General features: G+C 43.0%; 13 protein-coding genes and 1 pseudogene. 3 read left to right on the top strand and 11 right to left on the bottom strand.

From position 1 onward, the window contains the following. Nucleotides 1–73 precede the first annotated feature (73 nt). Nucleotides 74–940: an RluA family pseudouridine synthase gene (locus AC2JF8_RS07390; RefSeq protein ID WP_500729066.1), complete on the top strand. Its 867-nt coding sequence runs from the start codon at nucleotides 74–76 to the stop codon at nucleotides 938–940. Nucleotides 941–1,337: 397 nt separating this feature from the next. Here the strand turns inward: AC2JF8_RS07390 and AC2JF8_RS07395 are convergent, their stop codons facing one another. Continuing rightward, nucleotides 1,338–2,252, bottom strand: coding sequence for a proline-specific peptidase family protein (locus tag AC2JF8_RS07395; RefSeq protein WP_500762405.1), 915 nt, complete (start codon nucleotides 2,250–2,252; stop codon nucleotides 1,338–1,340). A gap of 28 nt (nucleotides 2,253–2,280) precedes the next feature. Then, nucleotides 2,281–4,047 (bottom strand): oligopeptide ABC transporter substrate-binding protein, encoded by a 1,767-nt coding sequence (locus AC2JF8_RS07400; protein ID WP_500762407.1) that lies wholly within the window; start codon nucleotides 4,045–4,047, stop codon nucleotides 2,281–2,283. 155 nt (nucleotides 4,048–4,202) lie between these two features. Between AC2JF8_RS07400 and AC2JF8_RS07405 the strand changes: the two genes are divergently transcribed. Both AC2JF8_RS07405 and AC2JF8_RS07410 read left to right on the top strand, forming a co-directional pair. Continuing rightward, the gene (locus tag AC2JF8_RS07405; protein WP_500729069.1) at nucleotides 4,203–5,579 is read left to right on the top strand and encodes a serine hydrolase domain-containing protein; all 1,377 of its coding nucleotides are present in this window, start codon (nucleotides 4,203–4,205) and stop codon (nucleotides 5,577–5,579) included. A gap of 54 nt (nucleotides 5,580–5,633) precedes the next feature. Beyond that, entirely contained in the window at nucleotides 5,634–5,834 is a 201-nt protein-coding gene (locus AC2JF8_RS07410; protein WP_500762409.1) for a hypothetical protein, read from the top strand. 206 nt (nucleotides 5,835–6,040) lie between these two features. Here the strand turns inward: AC2JF8_RS07410 and AC2JF8_RS07415 are convergent, their stop codons facing one another. The 9 genes and pseudogenes from AC2JF8_RS07415 to AC2JF8_RS07455 form a co-directional block, all read right to left on the bottom strand. Next, nucleotides 6,041–6,907: an aldo/keto reductase gene (locus AC2JF8_RS07415; RefSeq protein WP_500762411.1), complete on the bottom strand. Its 867-nt coding sequence runs from the start codon at nucleotides 6,905–6,907 to the stop codon at nucleotides 6,041–6,043. 138 nt (nucleotides 6,908–7,045) lie between these two features. Further along, nucleotides 7,046–7,879: a PRD domain-containing protein gene (locus AC2JF8_RS07420; protein ID WP_500762413.1), complete on the bottom strand. Its 834-nt coding sequence runs from the start codon at nucleotides 7,877–7,879 to the stop codon at nucleotides 7,046–7,048. A gap of 22 nt (nucleotides 7,880–7,901) precedes the next feature. After that, a pseudogene (locus AC2JF8_RS07425) lies at nucleotides 7,902–9,346 on the bottom strand (glycoside hydrolase family 1 protein). 30 nt (nucleotides 9,347–9,376) lie between these two features. After that, the gene (locus AC2JF8_RS07430) at nucleotides 9,377–11,152 is read right to left on the bottom strand and encodes a beta-glucoside-specific PTS transporter subunit IIABC (RefSeq protein WP_500762415.1); all 1,776 of its coding nucleotides are present in this window, start codon (nucleotides 11,150–11,152) and stop codon (nucleotides 9,377–9,379) included. Nucleotides 11,153–11,423: 271 nt separating this feature from the next. Next, on the bottom strand, nucleotides 11,424–12,338 hold the full coding sequence (gene fba / locus AC2JF8_RS07435; protein ID WP_500729071.1) for a class II fructose-1,6-bisphosphate aldolase: 915 nt from the start codon (nucleotides 12,336–12,338) through the stop codon (nucleotides 11,424–11,426). 107 nt (nucleotides 12,339–12,445) lie between these two features. Further along, a complete protein-coding gene (gene argS, locus AC2JF8_RS07440) occupies nucleotides 12,446–14,131 on the bottom strand; it encodes an arginine--tRNA ligase (protein WP_500762417.1) in 1,686 nt (561 codons plus the stop codon). Nucleotides 14,132–14,385: 254 nt separating this feature from the next. Next, the gene (locus tag AC2JF8_RS07445) at nucleotides 14,386–15,033 is read right to left on the bottom strand and encodes a L,D-transpeptidase (protein WP_500729073.1); all 648 of its coding nucleotides are present in this window, start codon (nucleotides 15,031–15,033) and stop codon (nucleotides 14,386–14,388) included. A gap of 61 nt (nucleotides 15,034–15,094) precedes the next feature. After that, nucleotides 15,095–15,937 carry an NAD(P)H-hydrate dehydratase gene (locus AC2JF8_RS07450; RefSeq protein WP_500762419.1) on the bottom strand — a complete coding sequence of 281 codons (843 nt, stop codon included), beginning with the start codon at nucleotides 15,935–15,937 and terminating at the stop codon, nucleotides 15,095–15,097. 1 nt (nucleotide 15,938) lies between these two features. Beyond that, nucleotides 15,939–17,177 (bottom strand): serine hydrolase, encoded by a 1,239-nt coding sequence (locus AC2JF8_RS07455; RefSeq protein ID WP_500762447.1) that lies wholly within the window; start codon nucleotides 17,175–17,177, stop codon nucleotides 15,939–15,941. Nucleotides 17,178–17,304 lie beyond the last annotated feature (127 nt).

Here is a 17,304-nt window from a genome sequence, read left to right on the forward strand (position 1 = left end):
TTTTAGAAACACCTAAAATTGTACCATACCGGAACAAATTACCCTTATTATCCAGAAGACTTAATAAATATTTATGAGCTATTATTTTTCTTTTAACTACCCTGAAAACCTTAAAACGCAGTCCGTAAACAGCCTGCTGCGTGAGCTTTTGATACCACGCAAGTGGCGTCACTACCTGCGCACCGAGCGCCGCGTCCTGGTCAACGGACAGTACCGCCACTTTAACCAACTGGTCCACCCTAAGGACCAAGTTGAATTGACCCTGGGCCACGTCGAATCCGGCCAGCAACCATATCCGGCAAGCGGGCACCTGCCCGATGTCATCTATGAGGACCCCAACCTGCTTGTCATTAATAAACCGGCCGGCCAGAAGACGCACCCCAACCTGGATGAAACAAACACTGCACTCAATGACTGTGCAACATACTTGCAGGCCTCCCCCTTTGTCGTGCACCGCCTGGACATGCTGACGAGCGGGCTCCTGTTGGTTGCCAAGAACCCAGCGGTCGTGCCGATTCTGAACCGGGAATTAACGACCAAGACCCTCCACCGCGAATATTTAGCCGCTGTGGATCACGCCGAAAGCCTGCAAGACGCCGGCACAATCGACTTGCCACTGGGCCATGACCCGCAAGACCAGCGCAAGCGGATGGTGCGCTCAGACGGCCTCAAATCGGTTACCCACTACCAAGTTATGGGGCGGCGAACAGACAAAACAGCATTGGTAAAGCTCATCCTTGACACCGGCCGCACCCACCAGATTCGTGTTCACCTGGCAGCAATCGGCAGCCCGATTATCGGCGACCCGCTCTACAATCCAGCCGCAGTAGCAGGTGATTTTTTGCACCTGACAGCTTACCAAATGTCTTTTACGCGGCCCTTCTCATTTGACCAAGTTAAAGTTGAATTGCCTCCAAATATAATATTTGCAAATGAATAAGAATGTGCAATTTAGTTTAGAAGTAACCTGATAAACATGCAAATACTAAAATAACCAGTGAATATAACACCACTAGTTATTTAAATTATAATTATCTGCTATTAATTAACTCAATCTTTGCGTATAAAAACTTTTCTAGCACAAGTCTTTTTAAGGTATAAAATGCCAAATTTGCAGTAACCCCCTATTCTTGTAAAAGTCCGGATTTTGATAGTTAAAATCATCTTTAATTGTGTGTGTAAAGCGCTGATAAGACTATTTGGGCAAGTTTAGCACAATATCATTGCTTTTTTGGTTGCTAAAATCATTTAACTCTCCAAGCTCAGCACTTTATCTTTGATAACTTTTAAAGTAATATTCTCCTTTCAAAACTTTTAGCTTAGCTGATTGAAATAAGCTATTCGGACTTAAAGGTACCTGATTCTACTTCCCGAATGAAGTCTGCCAAGTGCTTGTAATAAACATCGGGATTGTCCACCATGTGATGATGCCCAGCGCTAGGAGTCGTTACTAAACGTGCATGGGGAATCTCTTTTTGCATAATTCTAGCCGTTTCCAGAGGCATCGTATCCTCTTCCCCAAAGGTCAGCAGGGTGGGCATCGAAATATCTTTTAAGTGATTCCTAAAGTGCCACTCCTTTAGCTTACCAGTCACGACAAACTCATTGTCGCCTTGAAAAGTATGATAGACTGGCAAGCCACCGAGGCGTTTAATATGGTATAGCTTACATGGTTGGCGACGGTCCATGAAATTGATATTCAAAATTTGAATATCTTCCTGATAGCGCTTGTTCTCATAGTCGTCATTTGTTTCACATTCATGCATAAAGTTAATTTCACTTTGCGGAAATATTTCTTGCCGTCGCCTGTTAATGGACTCAATATAATCATCAATTTCGTCAACCATTGATGAAACAATAGTACCTTTGAGATGCTGGCCATATTTAACTGCATATTCCTGGGCCAATAGTCCGCCCCAACTCTGACCAATTAGGTAGAAATTTTCGAGACCCAATTTAGCACGTACTTCATCGACTTCATCCAAGAAGTACTCGTAAGTTAAATATTTTTCGGCATTCTTAGGATCAGAGTAATCGGGTTGATCCGAATAAAGAGAGCCGAGTTGGTCATACATCGTGACTTGAACATTTAAGCCTTGCTTTTGCAGTTGATCAGCTGCATCTTCCCAGTATTCATGATTGCCACCTGGTCCCCCATGTAGGGCTAATAGGTGTATATCGCCCTTACCTTGAGTGCTAGTCCAAAGGTGATAACCATTGTCTAAAGTTATTATTTTACTTCCTGTTTTCATTAATTTTTTCCTTACTATTTTTCTGAAGTTACTTGGCATAGCCCACTTTATACCATAATGGTTGCTGATTATTGCTTTGAGAAGGTTTCAATGAGAGACCTGTAATTTTCTTGTCAACCGCCGTAATTTGGTATGAATTATCGAGCGGAATCACATAGGCCTCTTTGTTCATATACTCTTGCCACTCATGAAATTTTTGCACTCGGTACTTGTGATGAAAGGCTTTTTGTGAGTTCATTTCATCAAGCAACTTATTATTATCAGTCGTTACAAAGCGCGCCATGTTAAACGGTGCACTCTCACTATAATATGTGTGCGGTGATGGCTCAGATGGCATTGACCAACCGGCAATAAACATATCAATGCCCTTGTCATCATTTTGCACCTTATCATAGAAAGAATTATGCTCAATTAAACGACCAGTTGCAAGCTTAACGTTTAAACCAACCTTATGCCATTGTTGAAGGTAGTTTTGAATTATTGGTTCTTGGGTTGAGTCCCCACTCATTGCAGCCAAATTAATGGTGAGTGGCTTACCATTCGGCTGAACTCGCCATCTCCCCTTCTTCTTATAACTTGCCTTATCTAAAATCTCGTTAGCCTTCTTCAGATCATATGTGAAGCCTTTAGCATCTTTGTCAAAAAAGTCACCAAATTGTGATGGAACTAATGTTGGCACTCTAAAACTTAAGGAATTGGTGTAACGCTTGTCAACTTCATTAACGTTCATTGCATAACCAATTGCCTGCCGCAAGGACTTGTTACTCATTTTGGCGTGTGGATTTTCGATGTTTTTATTCTGCGCCTTATCCCACTTACCGACTTTAAAGGCCAAATAGTGATAGCTCAGCGGAATTTGTGCAATAAAATTAACATCTTTAGTTTCTTTAACCTGGTTCCACTGCGTGTTGATCACACGCACCACGTCAAACTTGTGACTCTTAATCGCCTGCGAGGCTGAGTTAGGTGAAACAACCGAAATTACAATCTTGTCGAGCTTTGGCTTACCGCGCCAATAATATTCGTTAGGTACCCAAGTAACAGATTGACCGCGAACGACTTTTTCTACCTTAAAAGCGCCAAAAAATAACGGCTCTTTTCTAATCTTATCTGAGGACTTGAGTTCAGTAAAGGGAACATCCTTTAAGTAGTGATATGGTTCAGCAGAAGCCCACATGAAGCGGTTACCAGCATTCACCATGCTTGGATTCAACTTGCTGAAATGTAGCACCACCTTGCGGCCATTTTTGCCATCCGGCATCTCGATTCCTGAAATTGATTTAGTCTTACCTTCATGGTATTCTTTCAAACCCTTCAAAATTTCAAATTGGCTACTATATCTTGGACACATCGTGTCTTTATTTGCCAAAATTTCATAGGCAAATTCATAGTCTTTAGCAACTAGTTGCTTGCCATCAGACCATTTAACGCCCTTCTTGATTTCTACTGTAATCGTCTTACTTTTAGGATCTAGCTTAAAAGTTGCAGGCCCTTTGTTATTGATTTTGTACTGGTCATCACTGTCAAATAGGGATTCCTGTCCCGGAGCACCAACCTGTGAATCCAAATCTTCTGAAGATAATTCTGGTGAAAAAACTCCAGCAAATGGCGTATCCGTTTCAACTGCAATTTTAACCGTTCCACCTTCTTTGACTTTTCTTTGGGGTGTAGCCATCGGAAATTTAGCTACTGATCTGGTATCATCACTACTAGTCGAACCCTTTCCGCAACCCACTAAGGCTACTGCTGACAAGCCTATTATCCCAATTGAGGTGAGTAATCTTTCCTTTTTCATTTTTCCTCCTTATTAATATATTTTTTAATTTAATAATAAATATATCATGTATAATAAATTATTTCATCATAAAATTTAAGCAAATTGTTTATTTTATTCCACTTAAGTGTAAAATGTTAATCAAATTACAAAAATTTTTCTAAAAGGAGTAACTAATGAACGCAGAAAAAATCGATCAATTAGCCAAGACCGTATTATCCACATTTGGCTTACCCAGTTTAGGCTTTGGAGTTTACCATACCGGTGAAAGCTACAGCCAAGTCTATGGTGGCGCTAGCAAAGATAGTTTGTATCCTCTTGCCTCCATTTCCAAGACTTTTTTTGCTACCGCAGTTTGCCAACTAGCAGACGAAGGTAAAATAAATCTGGATGACCCCCTCAAGAAATCTTGGCCTGCCTTTAAGTTGGTCGACCAGTATAGCCAAGACCACCTAACTTGGCGCGATGCGCTAAGTCACCAAAGTGGCCTGCCAGCTCATGACCTGATGCGCTTCACTAATATGAATCAGCATGATTTATCCTTAAAAGAAAAGGCTGAATGTGTAGGCTACTTGCAGCCCTCTCATGAATTGCGGTACCAGATGCAATATAGCAACTTGGTCTATGCCGCAGCCACTTATGCAATGGAACAGGCTATTGACCAAGATTATGGAACTTATGAACATGACCACTTGCTTAACCCGCTAAAGCTACATAATACCTTTATCAATCACCACGAGGCGCCACGTGCCCGAATTGTTAAGCCCTATATTAGAGACAACAATGTTACCCAAGAAGTGCCCTTTATTGCACCCGGCAAGGTCGGCGGTGCCAGCAGCATGTTAGCCACAATTTCTGATTTGCTTGAGTGGGCTAAATACCAGTTGACCATGCAAAAAGAAGAAACAGGTTCAGCAACAGCACAGCGCTATTTACCGCAATCTATCATGCATCCCAGTCGTGCGTATGGTGGAGCAAATTTTGCCGCTTATGGCCTGGGAATGATGATGGAAGACTATCGTGGTCACATGTACTTCTACCACAGTGGTTCTTATATCGGTTACTGCTCCTTCATGGGCTTTGTTCCAGATCTTGATTTGGCTTTTGTTGTTACCACGAACATGGATTCAACCGATGCTATCTTTGCTCTTGCCTACCAGACAATAGATAACGCTCTTAATATTAATGACACCAATTGGGTCGATAAGGTTGCCGCTATGATGACACAAAAATGCCAAAACAAAGAGGAGCGCCTCGCAGAGCTCAAAGGAAACTCCTCTAAGCCAGTGAAAGTCACGTCAGAATATCTTGGGGATTATCAAAACCCGGGCTACGGACTGATATCACTGCACGACCTAGATGGTAAGCTAATGGCTACCATAGGCAAATGGGATTTTCCCGTTATTGAAACTTCCCATGGAAACATGTTTATTGAAGAAAGGTTGTACGATCATGGACTACTGCCGATTACTTTGAGTGCAAACAAAGTAACGCTTCTGACTGAACCGGCTCTTAATGAGCCCACCATATTTTTAAAAGTCCACAACTCATAATACTTAAAAAAGTTGAACCGAAAATAACTTTCTAACTTTTTAGTTGCACTTCAGTTGAACCAAAATCTAGCTGGTGGTTTTACTAAAGTTAAATTTACTGTCAACCAAAAAGCACAAGCGCTTAACTTAATTAAAGCAGACTACAGCAGTCATTCTGCGGCCCAAATAGTTCTTATCCACTTGTTGATTATTTTCCAAGCCGCCAGTAATTATAATGATCCTATTTTTCGCAACAACGCCTATCAGCCAAAATAGATTATGCCATTAAAATTCTAAGGCAAATTCGAAGGCCTTAGCTTTGCTAAACTTGTTTTGTGATTATCCGCTGTCGCAACCGCCGGTTATTTGAGTAATTTCAAAATAAATAAGACTAATTCTGTCCTAAAAGGAGCACGAATTAGTCTTATTAGCTCTGTGATCAAAAAATTCAGATAATATATTTGTCAATCATAATAGCTTGTTTACAGTTTTCCGCCAAACACCGGATAATGGCTGGCTGTCCCGTAGTCAAGTGATGAAATTGCTTCGAGAGTCGCCATGTCTTCATCGGAAATTGTGAAGAAGTCTATTTCCATATTCTGCTTGATATGGACCGGTTGTGCAGCCTTAGGCAGCACGACTGTATTTAGCTGCCAGTCATAACGAATACACAATTGTGCAGCAGACACCTGATATTTTTCTGCCATTTGCTGGATTACGGGACTATTCAGGGCAGCTCCGTGTGCTACGGGCGAGAATGATTCAACCACAATACCTTGTTCTTGTGAGAAATCAATCAGTTCCTTCGGGGTTGCCCCAATGTGACACAGAATTTGGTTAACCACGGGCTTGGTGCTGCTGTTATCAATCAAGTTGCGCAGGTCGTCCGGCTGAAAGCTTGAAACCCCAATTGCCCGCAGCTTGCCCGCTTTCTGCGCATCTTCCAGCGCCCTCCAGGTTTCCAGATTGCCTTCGAAGTGACGGTCATTGGACTGGTTGACTTCACTCCAGGGCTGCGGATTATGAATAATCATCATATCCAGATAATCCAGATCCATTTTCATTAAAGTATCGTCAATCGATTTTTTAGCTTCAGCATAATTTTTGATTTCAGCCGCGACCTTGGAATTAACAAAAATCTTCTCGCGTTTAATGCCCGACTTCCTAACGCCTTCGCCCACGCCAGCCTCATTGCCATAGGCCTGCGCCGTATCGATGTGACGATAGCCGAGATCTAGCGCTGTTTGTACCACTGAGGCCACTTGACTGTTTGCTATTTCCCAAACGCCCAGGGCTAATTTGGGAATCTGGACACCATTGTTTAACGTCATCATTTCATCTTGAATCATTATTTTTTCCTCCATGCCTAATTATAGCTTGAGTTTAGTCCTTCAACCAAACTTTAAGTCAAGGAAAACAATTAAGTTATTAAGCCTCAATCTTGAAAAAATCCGTATAAACATGCACATAGGCACATAGCAAGAAGTTTATGTTGTATTACGCTGTATATGGATAATTAGATACATCAACTCTTCATTGGTTATCTTAATATGATATTGCTTTTCTAAAAATTCCATTATTTTAATAGCTATTTTAGTTGCATCAGGATATATGCTGATAATATGATCGTAGATTGTTTTATCATCACCGTCTAATTGGTGTCCACGAAGAATTCTTTGTGCAAAAAACTTTATATGTGTTAGCATTCTTTGATAACTGATTGATTTAGGATTTAATTTTGTTGAGGTGCTTAAGTTAATAATTGTCATCAAACTATTAATGACTTTAGTTACTTTCATGCTATCATTATATTCCTCGCCTGTTTCAGAATTAATAATATGAAAAGCAATACTAGCTGCTTCTTCTTTAGGCAACATGATATTAAGCTCATTATTTATTAAATTTAAGGCCCACTTTCCTACTCCAAATTCATTGGGATAATAGCTCTGAACGTCCCAGTACATCCGGTTTTTAAAAACTAATCCATTTTGATATTGACTAACACTGAAATTAATATGATCCATTAAAGAAATTGTTAATGTCCTATTCATCGGAACCTTAATTTCTTTTTGAGTTTTCTGCACTATTCTTCGTGTCAATTCAACAATCTTTGGGGGAATATCAGCAAAACTTTGCTCAATTTTTTGAATTTCAGGACTGGTAACCGGAACAAATATTTGATTAACATCGTCTCTGTTAATTTTAGTACCCGGTTTTTTTCCATAACCAATTCCTTTTCCTAAAACCACTAATTCTTTTTCGGATTCATCGATACAGAGTACAACAGAGGCATTTAAAACCTTGCAAATCGTTAAACTCACTGGCTATCCTCCTTTAAAGAATTTAAAACTCATCTCCATTAGTTTCAATTACATGTTTATACCATTCAAACGAATCTTTTTTATAGCGTTTACCACTACCGTTTCCTTCGTCATCGATGTCTACATAAATAAAACCGTAACGCTTACTCATTTGGGATGTGCTGGCACTAACTAGATCAATCGGCGCCCAACTAGTAAATCCTAACAGGTCAACCCCAGCTTCTACTGCTTTTTTCATTTCAATAAAATGTTGTTTAAAATAATCATTCGATATGGATCATGAACAGAACCATCGGCTTCTAGTTGATCGCGAGCTCCCATTCCATTTTCAACGATAAAAAGGGGCTTCTGGTATCTATCATAAAGCTCAATCAAAGAAATTCTTAAGCCGACTGGGTCAACGCTCCATCCCCATTCAGTCGCATTAAGATATGGATTCTTTCCACCCACAATCGTATTTCCACTTGTCAATTTTAATCCTGATTCATCACCTGCGGCAACCATTGACATATAATAGCTAAAAGAAATGAAGTCCACCGTATTTTTGCGTAAGATTCTTAGTTCCTCATCAGTCATATCAATCTTTATATTATTTTGCTTAAAGTATTCCAAAATTAATTTAGGATATTTTCCAGTCACTTGAATATCAGATGGATAATAATTCATAACATTTTTATTGAGTGAAGCTAAAACGTCTTCAGGCTTAGAGGATACTGGATAGGTAGTCAATTTCGTCAGCATGCATCCAACTTGGCAATTTGCTATCATTTTGTGAGCTAACCTTGTAACCATAGCAGAAGCCACAAATTGATTGTGCAACGCCTGGTATTCATCTTCAAGCAAATTTTTACTATGTTCTGGAATAATGCCCGCAGAAATGAACGGATGCCTGGTTACGCTATCGATCTCATTAAAAGTCAGCCAATATTTTACGCTTGGAAAATTAGTAAAACAAACTTTTGCAAAATTGACAAAGTAATCGATTAAGCACTTGTCCGCCCAACCATTATATTTAACGGCAAGATTCAAGGGCATTTCATAATGTGAAATAGTCACTAAAGGTTCGATATTATACTTTTTCAATTCAGCAATCACGTTTTTATAATACTGAATACCCTTCTTATTCGGCTCTTTTTCATCACCATTAGGAAAAATTCTAGACCACGCAATTGAAAATCTTAGTACTTTGAATCCCATTTCAGAAAACAATTTAATATCTTCTTTATAGTGATGGTAACCGTCTATTCCCCTTCGCTTAGGGTAATTTTTATCATCCTTAGCATCTATTGCTTCTTGAATGTCTTTCATTGAAACGGCAAGATTCTTTTTATAATCTTTTACGTCGACATTTGGTTTATAGGCTGCAACATCAGAGACTGACAATCCCTTGCCGTCAATGTTCCAGGCTCCCTCGACCTGATTAGCGGCAACCGCACCGCCCCAAAGAAAATCTTTTCGTAATGTCATTATTTTTTCCTTTCATCTAAAACGTACAAATTACGCAATCTGCGGAAAAACAATCTTTTCGTCATGATAATTTGTAACAACCATTATTGTGGTAGGATCAAAACCTGCTTGCTTGATTTTTTCCAAATCAAAGTTTATAAGAATATCCCCCTGATGCACTTCTTGCCCAGTTTCAACTTGTATATCAAAGTATTTCCCATTTAGTTTGACCGTATCTATTCCTATATGGAAGAGTATTTCTGCACCACCCGTTGTTTTCATTCCAATCGCATGCCCAGTTTCATAAACCATTATAATCGTACCATCGACTGGGGCAGTTAATTCTCCTTCTTCTGGCGTAATAGCAATTCCTTCGCCTAATATTCCTTTTGAAAAAACATCATCATTAATGGTAGATAGAGGCTTTACTTTTCCCTTAACCGGAACGGCTAAAGTTTCTTTTTTTTCTGTTGAAATTATTTCTGTATCTTTCCAAACCACTAAGCCAATAATAAAAGAAAGTGCAAGTGAAACAACAAACATGATTATGGCTTTAATGAAATTCGATGAGTCAGTCTTATCAACATACATTGGTAGACTGGCTAATCCTGGACCTACTATCGCGAATGCTTTGATTCCTAAAAATCCAATGGCTCCTCCACAAATCGCACTTGATGTCATAACTCCAAACAATGCACGTTTATGCTGCAAATCAATTCCATAAATAGCAGGCTCAGTAATGCCAAATAATGCTGATATGCCAGCAGAAATAGCTGTTGATTTAAGTTTGGAATCCTTGGTCTTAATTGCCACTGCAAAAGACATACCACACTGAGACATATTGTGTGCAAGTGATGCCGGTAAATACAGTAACTCACTGCCGGCACTACCAAATGTTGCTACCACATATGGTATCAGTGCCTTATGCATTCCCATTGAAACCATAATTGGCAACATACCTGCAAGTAAAGCACTAGCCACAAAACCAAAGTGATTGTTCAGAAACATGATAACAGCTGTTAATCCCACACCGAGGTAATAGCCCAAAGGACCTAATATAATTAATGTCAAGATTACAGTAATTGACATGCAAAACATAGGAACAAAAAATATTCTGATTGGCTTAGGACTATATTTTGTAATCCATTTTTCTAAAAATGCATACAAGAAAACAGCTAAAATGGCTGGAAATACTTGTGATGAGTAAGTAATATTGGTTAAATTGACACCAAATAAATTAATTCCCTTTCCTAAGGCAGTTACCAATTCTGGTAAGATTAACGCACCAACTGAAGAAACAGCAACTAATACGTTTACGTTCAGCTTTTGCGCAGTTGTAATTGCAACTAAAATTGGTAAAAAATAAAGTGGAGCAGTTCCAATAAAATTTAACACCTGATAAAGACTGCTTGTCTGTGGAAGCCAGCCAATCAAGCTAATGAGCATTGTTAAGGCTTTTAAAACACCTCCGCCTGCAATTGCAGGAACCAGGGGTTGAAAAATAGCAATTAAGTAATCAAGCAACACTTGATACCATTTTTCTTTTGCATCACCTTTTATCACGTTATCTTTATGCAATTGTCCCAACTGTTTGTTTACAGCATCAAACATTTCAATTACATTGTTACCAATAATCACTTGGCATTGACCTGATGCATTAACTGCTCCTAAAACGCCCTCAACATTTTTGATTTGTTCTAAATTAGCCTTCTGGATGTCAAAGAGTGTAAATCTAAGTCTGGTTGAACAGTGCAGTAACTTAGAAATATTTTCTTTACCACCTACAAATTCAATAATTTGTGAAGCGCTTTTCTCATAATCAATCATTTATCCAATCCTTTCAAACAAAAAAGGACCTAAAAGCCTCACAAAGATTTTATAATCTCTGCATCAGTTTTTAGATCCTGCCTAATTTAATAGTCACATGTCTACTATATTTCTTATATTGTAAGCGTTATCCAAAAAATAAGCAAGTAGTTTTTATATTAAACCTTCAAAGTCGTATTCAAGCAATTATTTGCCGGCAGTAAAAAAATCTGCACCCAACACAAAAGGCCAGTCCTCAAACGGGGCTGACCTTTCAAATTGTTATGCTAAATTATTCTAAGTTTAATGAGCTCTTGTCAAAAGCTGCGGACTTGATCTGGTCGTCAATTGACGGAGTCCCAAGCCACTTAATCATTTCCTTCATTGAAGCAGTAATGGCTTCAGTGCCAGGAAGAAGCAGCTTGCGTGGGTCGTAACCCTTGTTGGCCTTGTCCTCATCCTTGTGCGCTTCGAAGTACTTGCGCGTAGCGGCCTGGAATGCCAACTGGAATTCAGTGTTAATGTTGACCTTGGAAATACCAAGCGAAATAGCCTTCTTAACTTGGTCTTCTGGAATTCCTGAGCCACCGTGAAGAACAAGGGGAACAGAAACAGCATCAGCAATTTCCTTTAGACGGTCAAAGTTGAGACCGGTCCAGCCTTCTGGGTAAACGCCGTGGATGTTGCCGATGCCACATGCAAGCTTGTCAACGCCCGCTGCAACAAAAGTCTTGGCATCTTCAACGGATGCTAGTTCACCACCATCAGCACCTTGGTTCTCACCAATTTTGCCAATTTCGGCTTCAACAGAAATACCACGTTCATGAGCCAGCTTGACGATTTCCTTGGTTTTAGCCAGGTTTTCATCGGTTGGAAGGGCATGACCGTCAAACATAACGGACGAGAAGCCGAGTGCGATACACTCTTTAGCAGATTCAAAGTCGCCGTGGTCCAGGTTCAGCACGACCGGAACGGAGATGTTCATTGCATCAATCTGGTCCTCAACTAAATCCTTGGCTACCTTGTAGCCACCCATATATTTAGCCGCACCCGTTGACACTTGAATCAAAACCGGGGTTCTGGTTTCCTCAGCTGCCTGCAAAATTGCACGCGTCCACTCCAAGTTGTTAGTGTTATAAGCACCTACTGCATAATGGTTTTTACGAGCATCTTTAAAGATTTGGTTACCATTATCTAAATATGCCATTTAAAAATACCTCCTATTAAGCTTACATCAACATTGTACCGTAATAATTAAATATTGAACAATCTTTTAATCAATGTAAACGTTATTTTGTCAAAATAATTTGCCCGCTACATTTCTTTGGGCGCATTAACGCCGAGCAAGCGCAGGGCTTCAGTTAAAACAATGGATGTGGCCTGTACCAGGGCAAGGCGCGAGGTGATTTGTTCATCCTCATGCAAGATTTTGACGTTAGCGTAATACTTGTTGAATTTTTTGGCTACATCCAAGGCATACTTGGCAATAATTGATGGTTCGAACTTATCGCTGCTACGGGCAACGATGCGCGGAAAGTCCGCCAGTGCCTTGGCAACGCTAAAGGACCAAGCATCTTCAATTGCCGCACCGGCAAGATCCGGCTCCTTGCCCAATTTTTGGGCCTTGTTTAAGACGCTCTGGGCCCGGGCGTTAGTGTATTGGACGTATGGACCGGTGTCGCCCTCGAAGCGGACCACTTCGTCCAGGTTGAAGTCGAAGTTTTCCACCCGATCGTTCTTGAGGTCATGGAAAATGACGGCACCAACGCCGACATCATGTGCAACCTGGTCTTTATCGGCAAGGTCGGGGTTCTTCTGCTCAATCTGCTGACGCGCTAACTTAACTGCGTTTTGAAGCACCTGATCAAGAAAAACGACGTTGCCCTTCCGCGTGGACAGTTTCTTGCCATTCTGGGTAATCAGGCCAAACGGAACATGGTGGATTTCGTCAGCCCAGTCATAGCCCATTTTTTTCAGCACGGTCTTCAATTCAACGAAGTGCTGCGCCTGCTCGTTGCCGACCACGTAGAGCATTTTGACAAAGTTATAGGTCTTCATCCGGTAAATTGCGGCTGCCAGATCACGGGTCAGGTAGATGCTGCTGCCATCTGATTTAACAATCAGCGCGGGGTTTTCCCCTTCGCCCATATCAACGACCTGAGCGCCCCGCGATTCGTGCAGCAGCCCTTTTTCCTTTAGTTCGTCAATCACCGGCTGCATCTTGTCATTGAAAAAGGCCTCGCCCTTGTATGAATCAAAGGTCACCCCTAATTCTTTATAGATGCGCTTAAAGTCAGCCAAGGATACTTCACGGAACCACTGCCATAATTTAACGGCCTCGGGGTCACCATCTTCTAGCTTTTTAAACCAGGCACGCCCTTCATCATCAAGCTCCGGATGCTTCTCGGCTTCGGCGTGAAACTTTACGTAGTACTTAAACAAATTCATGATGGGATCTTTTTTGACGTCGTCTTCAACGCCCCAGTGCTTGTAAGCAGCAATCAGCTTGCCAAACTGCGTGCCATAATCGCCCAGGTAATTGATCTTGATGGGCGTGTAGCCGACCTTCTGCAGCGTCTTGGCAATCGAGTTGCCAATCACAGTCGAACGCAGGTGACCCATTGACATTGGTTTGGCAATGTTGGGACTGGACATGTCGATGGGCACGTTGCCCGTGCCCAGAGTCTGGTCGCCAAAGTGCTCCTGTTTGGTCAATACTTCCTGCAAAGTTTGCGCAATCAGCTTTTCATGATTAATAGCAAAGTTAACGTAGGGGCCAACTGCCTTAATGCTGGCAAAATCTTCACTCTGCAGCGCAGAAGCAATTGTCTTGGCAATCTCAGCCGGATTTTTGTGCATGCTCTTGGCCAACGCAAAAGCCGGAAAGGCATAGTCACCCATCTTTTCATTCTTTGGCCGCTCAATCAGCTGACCGATTTGATCTTTGGTCATGTCGACCTGGCTAGCAATCAGGTCGACAACTTTACCCTTAAAGTCCATTTTTCCTCCTAACAAAAAAGTCTCTTCCTTCATTTCTGGAGGAAGAGACGAGTATTCTACCCGCGGTACCACTCTTATTGATACAAAGTATCCGCTTTTTACTTTACTTAATTAACGGTTAGGCACGCCTTCATGCATTCTCTCCTGCCCGTCTTGCACCGTCTGCGGACTCGCTTAAATGGATCAAACGACTACTACTCCTAACGTCTTTCAAGTCCTGATTATAGCAGGAAAAGGCAGATGAGCCAACTCTTTTAATTATTTTTGATAATTACCTTGGTTCCGGCCGGGATATGTTCCACCATCCAGCGCGAATCAGGCACGCTAAGCCGAACGCATCCGTGCGAACCGGGCTTTACTCCCAATTTCCGCGCTTGTTTAAGATTGTAGGTGCCGTTACTCTTGGTCGGGACGGAGTGGAAGAGGTAGATGTTCTTGTCATCCCAGCTCAACCAGTTGTTTGCGCCCTCGTTTAACTTGGGATTATAAAACGAGTCGCCCCGGTCATGACGAATCTCAAAGGTACCCGTCGGCGTCAGCGATTTGTTGTTCTTGTAAAGGCCGCCACTCGCAATCATCGTGTATAGCGGCTTCTGGTCACGCATAATGTACACGCGGTTGCCCCTGAGCGACACCCGGATTGTCAGGTCATTTTCGAGGTGCTTAACCTTCGGATATGCCCCAGTCTCACTGGACTGGCGCCAATCATAGGGCTTGCGCAAAGTGGACGGGTCCTTGTAGGGCCGGTATGAAGCAGCCGTTTTGGGGGCGGCCGTTTTTGCGGTCGCATCCGACTCATCAGGCCGGGTGGATTCCGCCGGCATGGATACGCGTGCCAAGCTGATCGCACATATTAAAAGAATACAGAAAGCAGTCACAGGCTTTAATAAATTGTTCTTCACGCTAAGTCTACGCTCCTCCCAGTGTGGTGGCTTTATTTTACAACATCACGCGGCTAATTGCTCACTCAGCGTATTTTTTCATTAATTGCGGCAAAAGTCTACTAAGGGCGGTCGGCCGCACAATATACTTATCCCGGGCAATCAGGTCGCCGGCCAAAGAATGGAGGTAAACCGCAGCCAAAACCGTCGCCAGGCTGCTATCAAATTGTGCCACGAAGCCGCCGATGATGCCGGCCAGCGTATCGCCCATGCCACCGATGGCCATGCCGGGATTGCCCAACGGATTAACACTAACCGCTCCCTGCCCGTCATAAACGTGAGTATGGTTGGACTTCAGAACCAAGGTGGCGTTTTGACCCGGGAAAAGCGCGGCCAGGGCCGCCGCATTTGCACTATCCGTTTGAAACGGTATCTTAATCTGACTGAGCCGCTGCCACTCCATCTGGTGCGGCGTAAGAATCACGCGACCGGCTTTTACCGGCGTCAGATTGTGATCCTGCGCCATCAAATCGAGCGCACTGGCATCCGCGACCAGCGTCTGACTGGTCGTTAGTTCACGGCAGAGCATGGTCATAACCTTATGCGCAAACGCGCTCATTCCAAGACCAGGACCGCAGACAACAACGTCCATTTTTTTGATTATCTGCGCAAGATTGCGATCGTGCCAGTCAATGTACATGACTTCGGGGTCACGTGCATGCAAAGCCTGGACGTTGAGCGAGTGCGTCGCCACGGCAACCAGTCCGGCACCGCTATTCAACGCGCCCTCGGCCGCCATAATGATTGCACCGCCGTAGTTCTCGCTGCCGCCAATTAACAGGACCCTGCCGTAATTGCCCTTATGCGTGTTGCTCTGCCGTTTTTTTATGACCCTTGATAATATGTCGCACGGAATTTCAGTCATTTTATCCTCCAAAAAGCCAGCGCCAAAAGCGAATAAGGAAGTTAACCCGCGGCGTCGACTGCAGTGCCTTAGCAGGCAAAAGCAGTCCCTCGGGGCTGTGCAGCGAGATTAGCTTAGAATTGCCCACTTCGAAATAGTAAGAATTAACGGTCTGTCCGCTCTTGACCGGAGCGTCAACCCTGTCCGCAGTCAGACCCACTCTAAGCCGCTGATTGCCTGCAGGCGCCCACACTTCGCTATTTTCCTTCATGCCAATATTGACCTGCCGCTCCTGGCCGTTATGAACGCTCATGCGCGTGTTGCCCATGATTACTTCATTGGCCTTAAAAATAACCGGGCGGTAATTTTTATAAACGTAGATGAGGAGCCGAGCGGTCTGCTCAAAGCGGGCAGGATCGCTGCCGCCCAGGTGCTCTGCACCCATGACCACCGTGATTAAGCGGGCGCCATCATGCTTGGCCGTGCCAATGAAACAGGCACCGGCCGCATCGGTAGTCCCCGTTTTAAGACCGTCTACGCCCATATCCGGGTGGTACTGCGACAGCCCCTTCAGCATCCAGTTAAAGTTGGTCATGGGCGTCTTAGCCTTTTGATCATCAAAATCAAGGCGGGCAATCGCCGTCGTCTTGATTACCTCCGGGTAGGCGTTGATCAAGTGCTGGCCGACAATGGCCATATCCTTGGCAGACATCTTATTTTCGGCGTTGCCGCTGACGCCCGGATACGAGTCCGTGCCGACGCTCTTGTTCGGCAATCCGCAGCTGGTATAAATCTGTGCGTCATTGATGCCCCATTTTTCCAGCTGCGCGCGCATTTGCCGCACAAAGCCCACCTGCGAGCCGCTCACGGCCTGTGCGAGCATCATGGCGGCACCGTTAGCGGACTCGATTAAAGTTGCCTGGTAGAGCTGCCTGACCGTATAAGAGTGTTCCAGTTTCAGTGGCACATTGGAAAATTCCCGGTTCGAAGCGATAGCAACAATCTGGGGCGTCGGATGTATCCGGGTTTCCCAGCCAATTTTGCCTTCATCGACCGCCTTGAGCGTGAGGTAGACGGTCACCAGCTTAGTCATTGATGCGATCGGCAGGGACGCGTTAATATTTTTCCCGTACAGGAGCTGGCCGGTCTTGCTGTCAACGGCGATTGCCGACTTGACGTCCAGATCCAACCGGTCCCTGTGATAATCATCAGGCAGCCCCTGCGCAGCACTGACCTGGACCGGAAGCAGCAAGAGCCCCATAATAAGAGCCAGAACCAGTTTTTTAATTTTTGCCTTCAATGCGCTAAAACCCCTTTCAAAAATATTTTTCAGTTTTTTTGCGTTTTATGCTTTCATTTTACCAAATTTTTGGTATTATTATTACTGT

Source organism: Lactobacillus sp. CA30L (assembly GCF_059900845.1).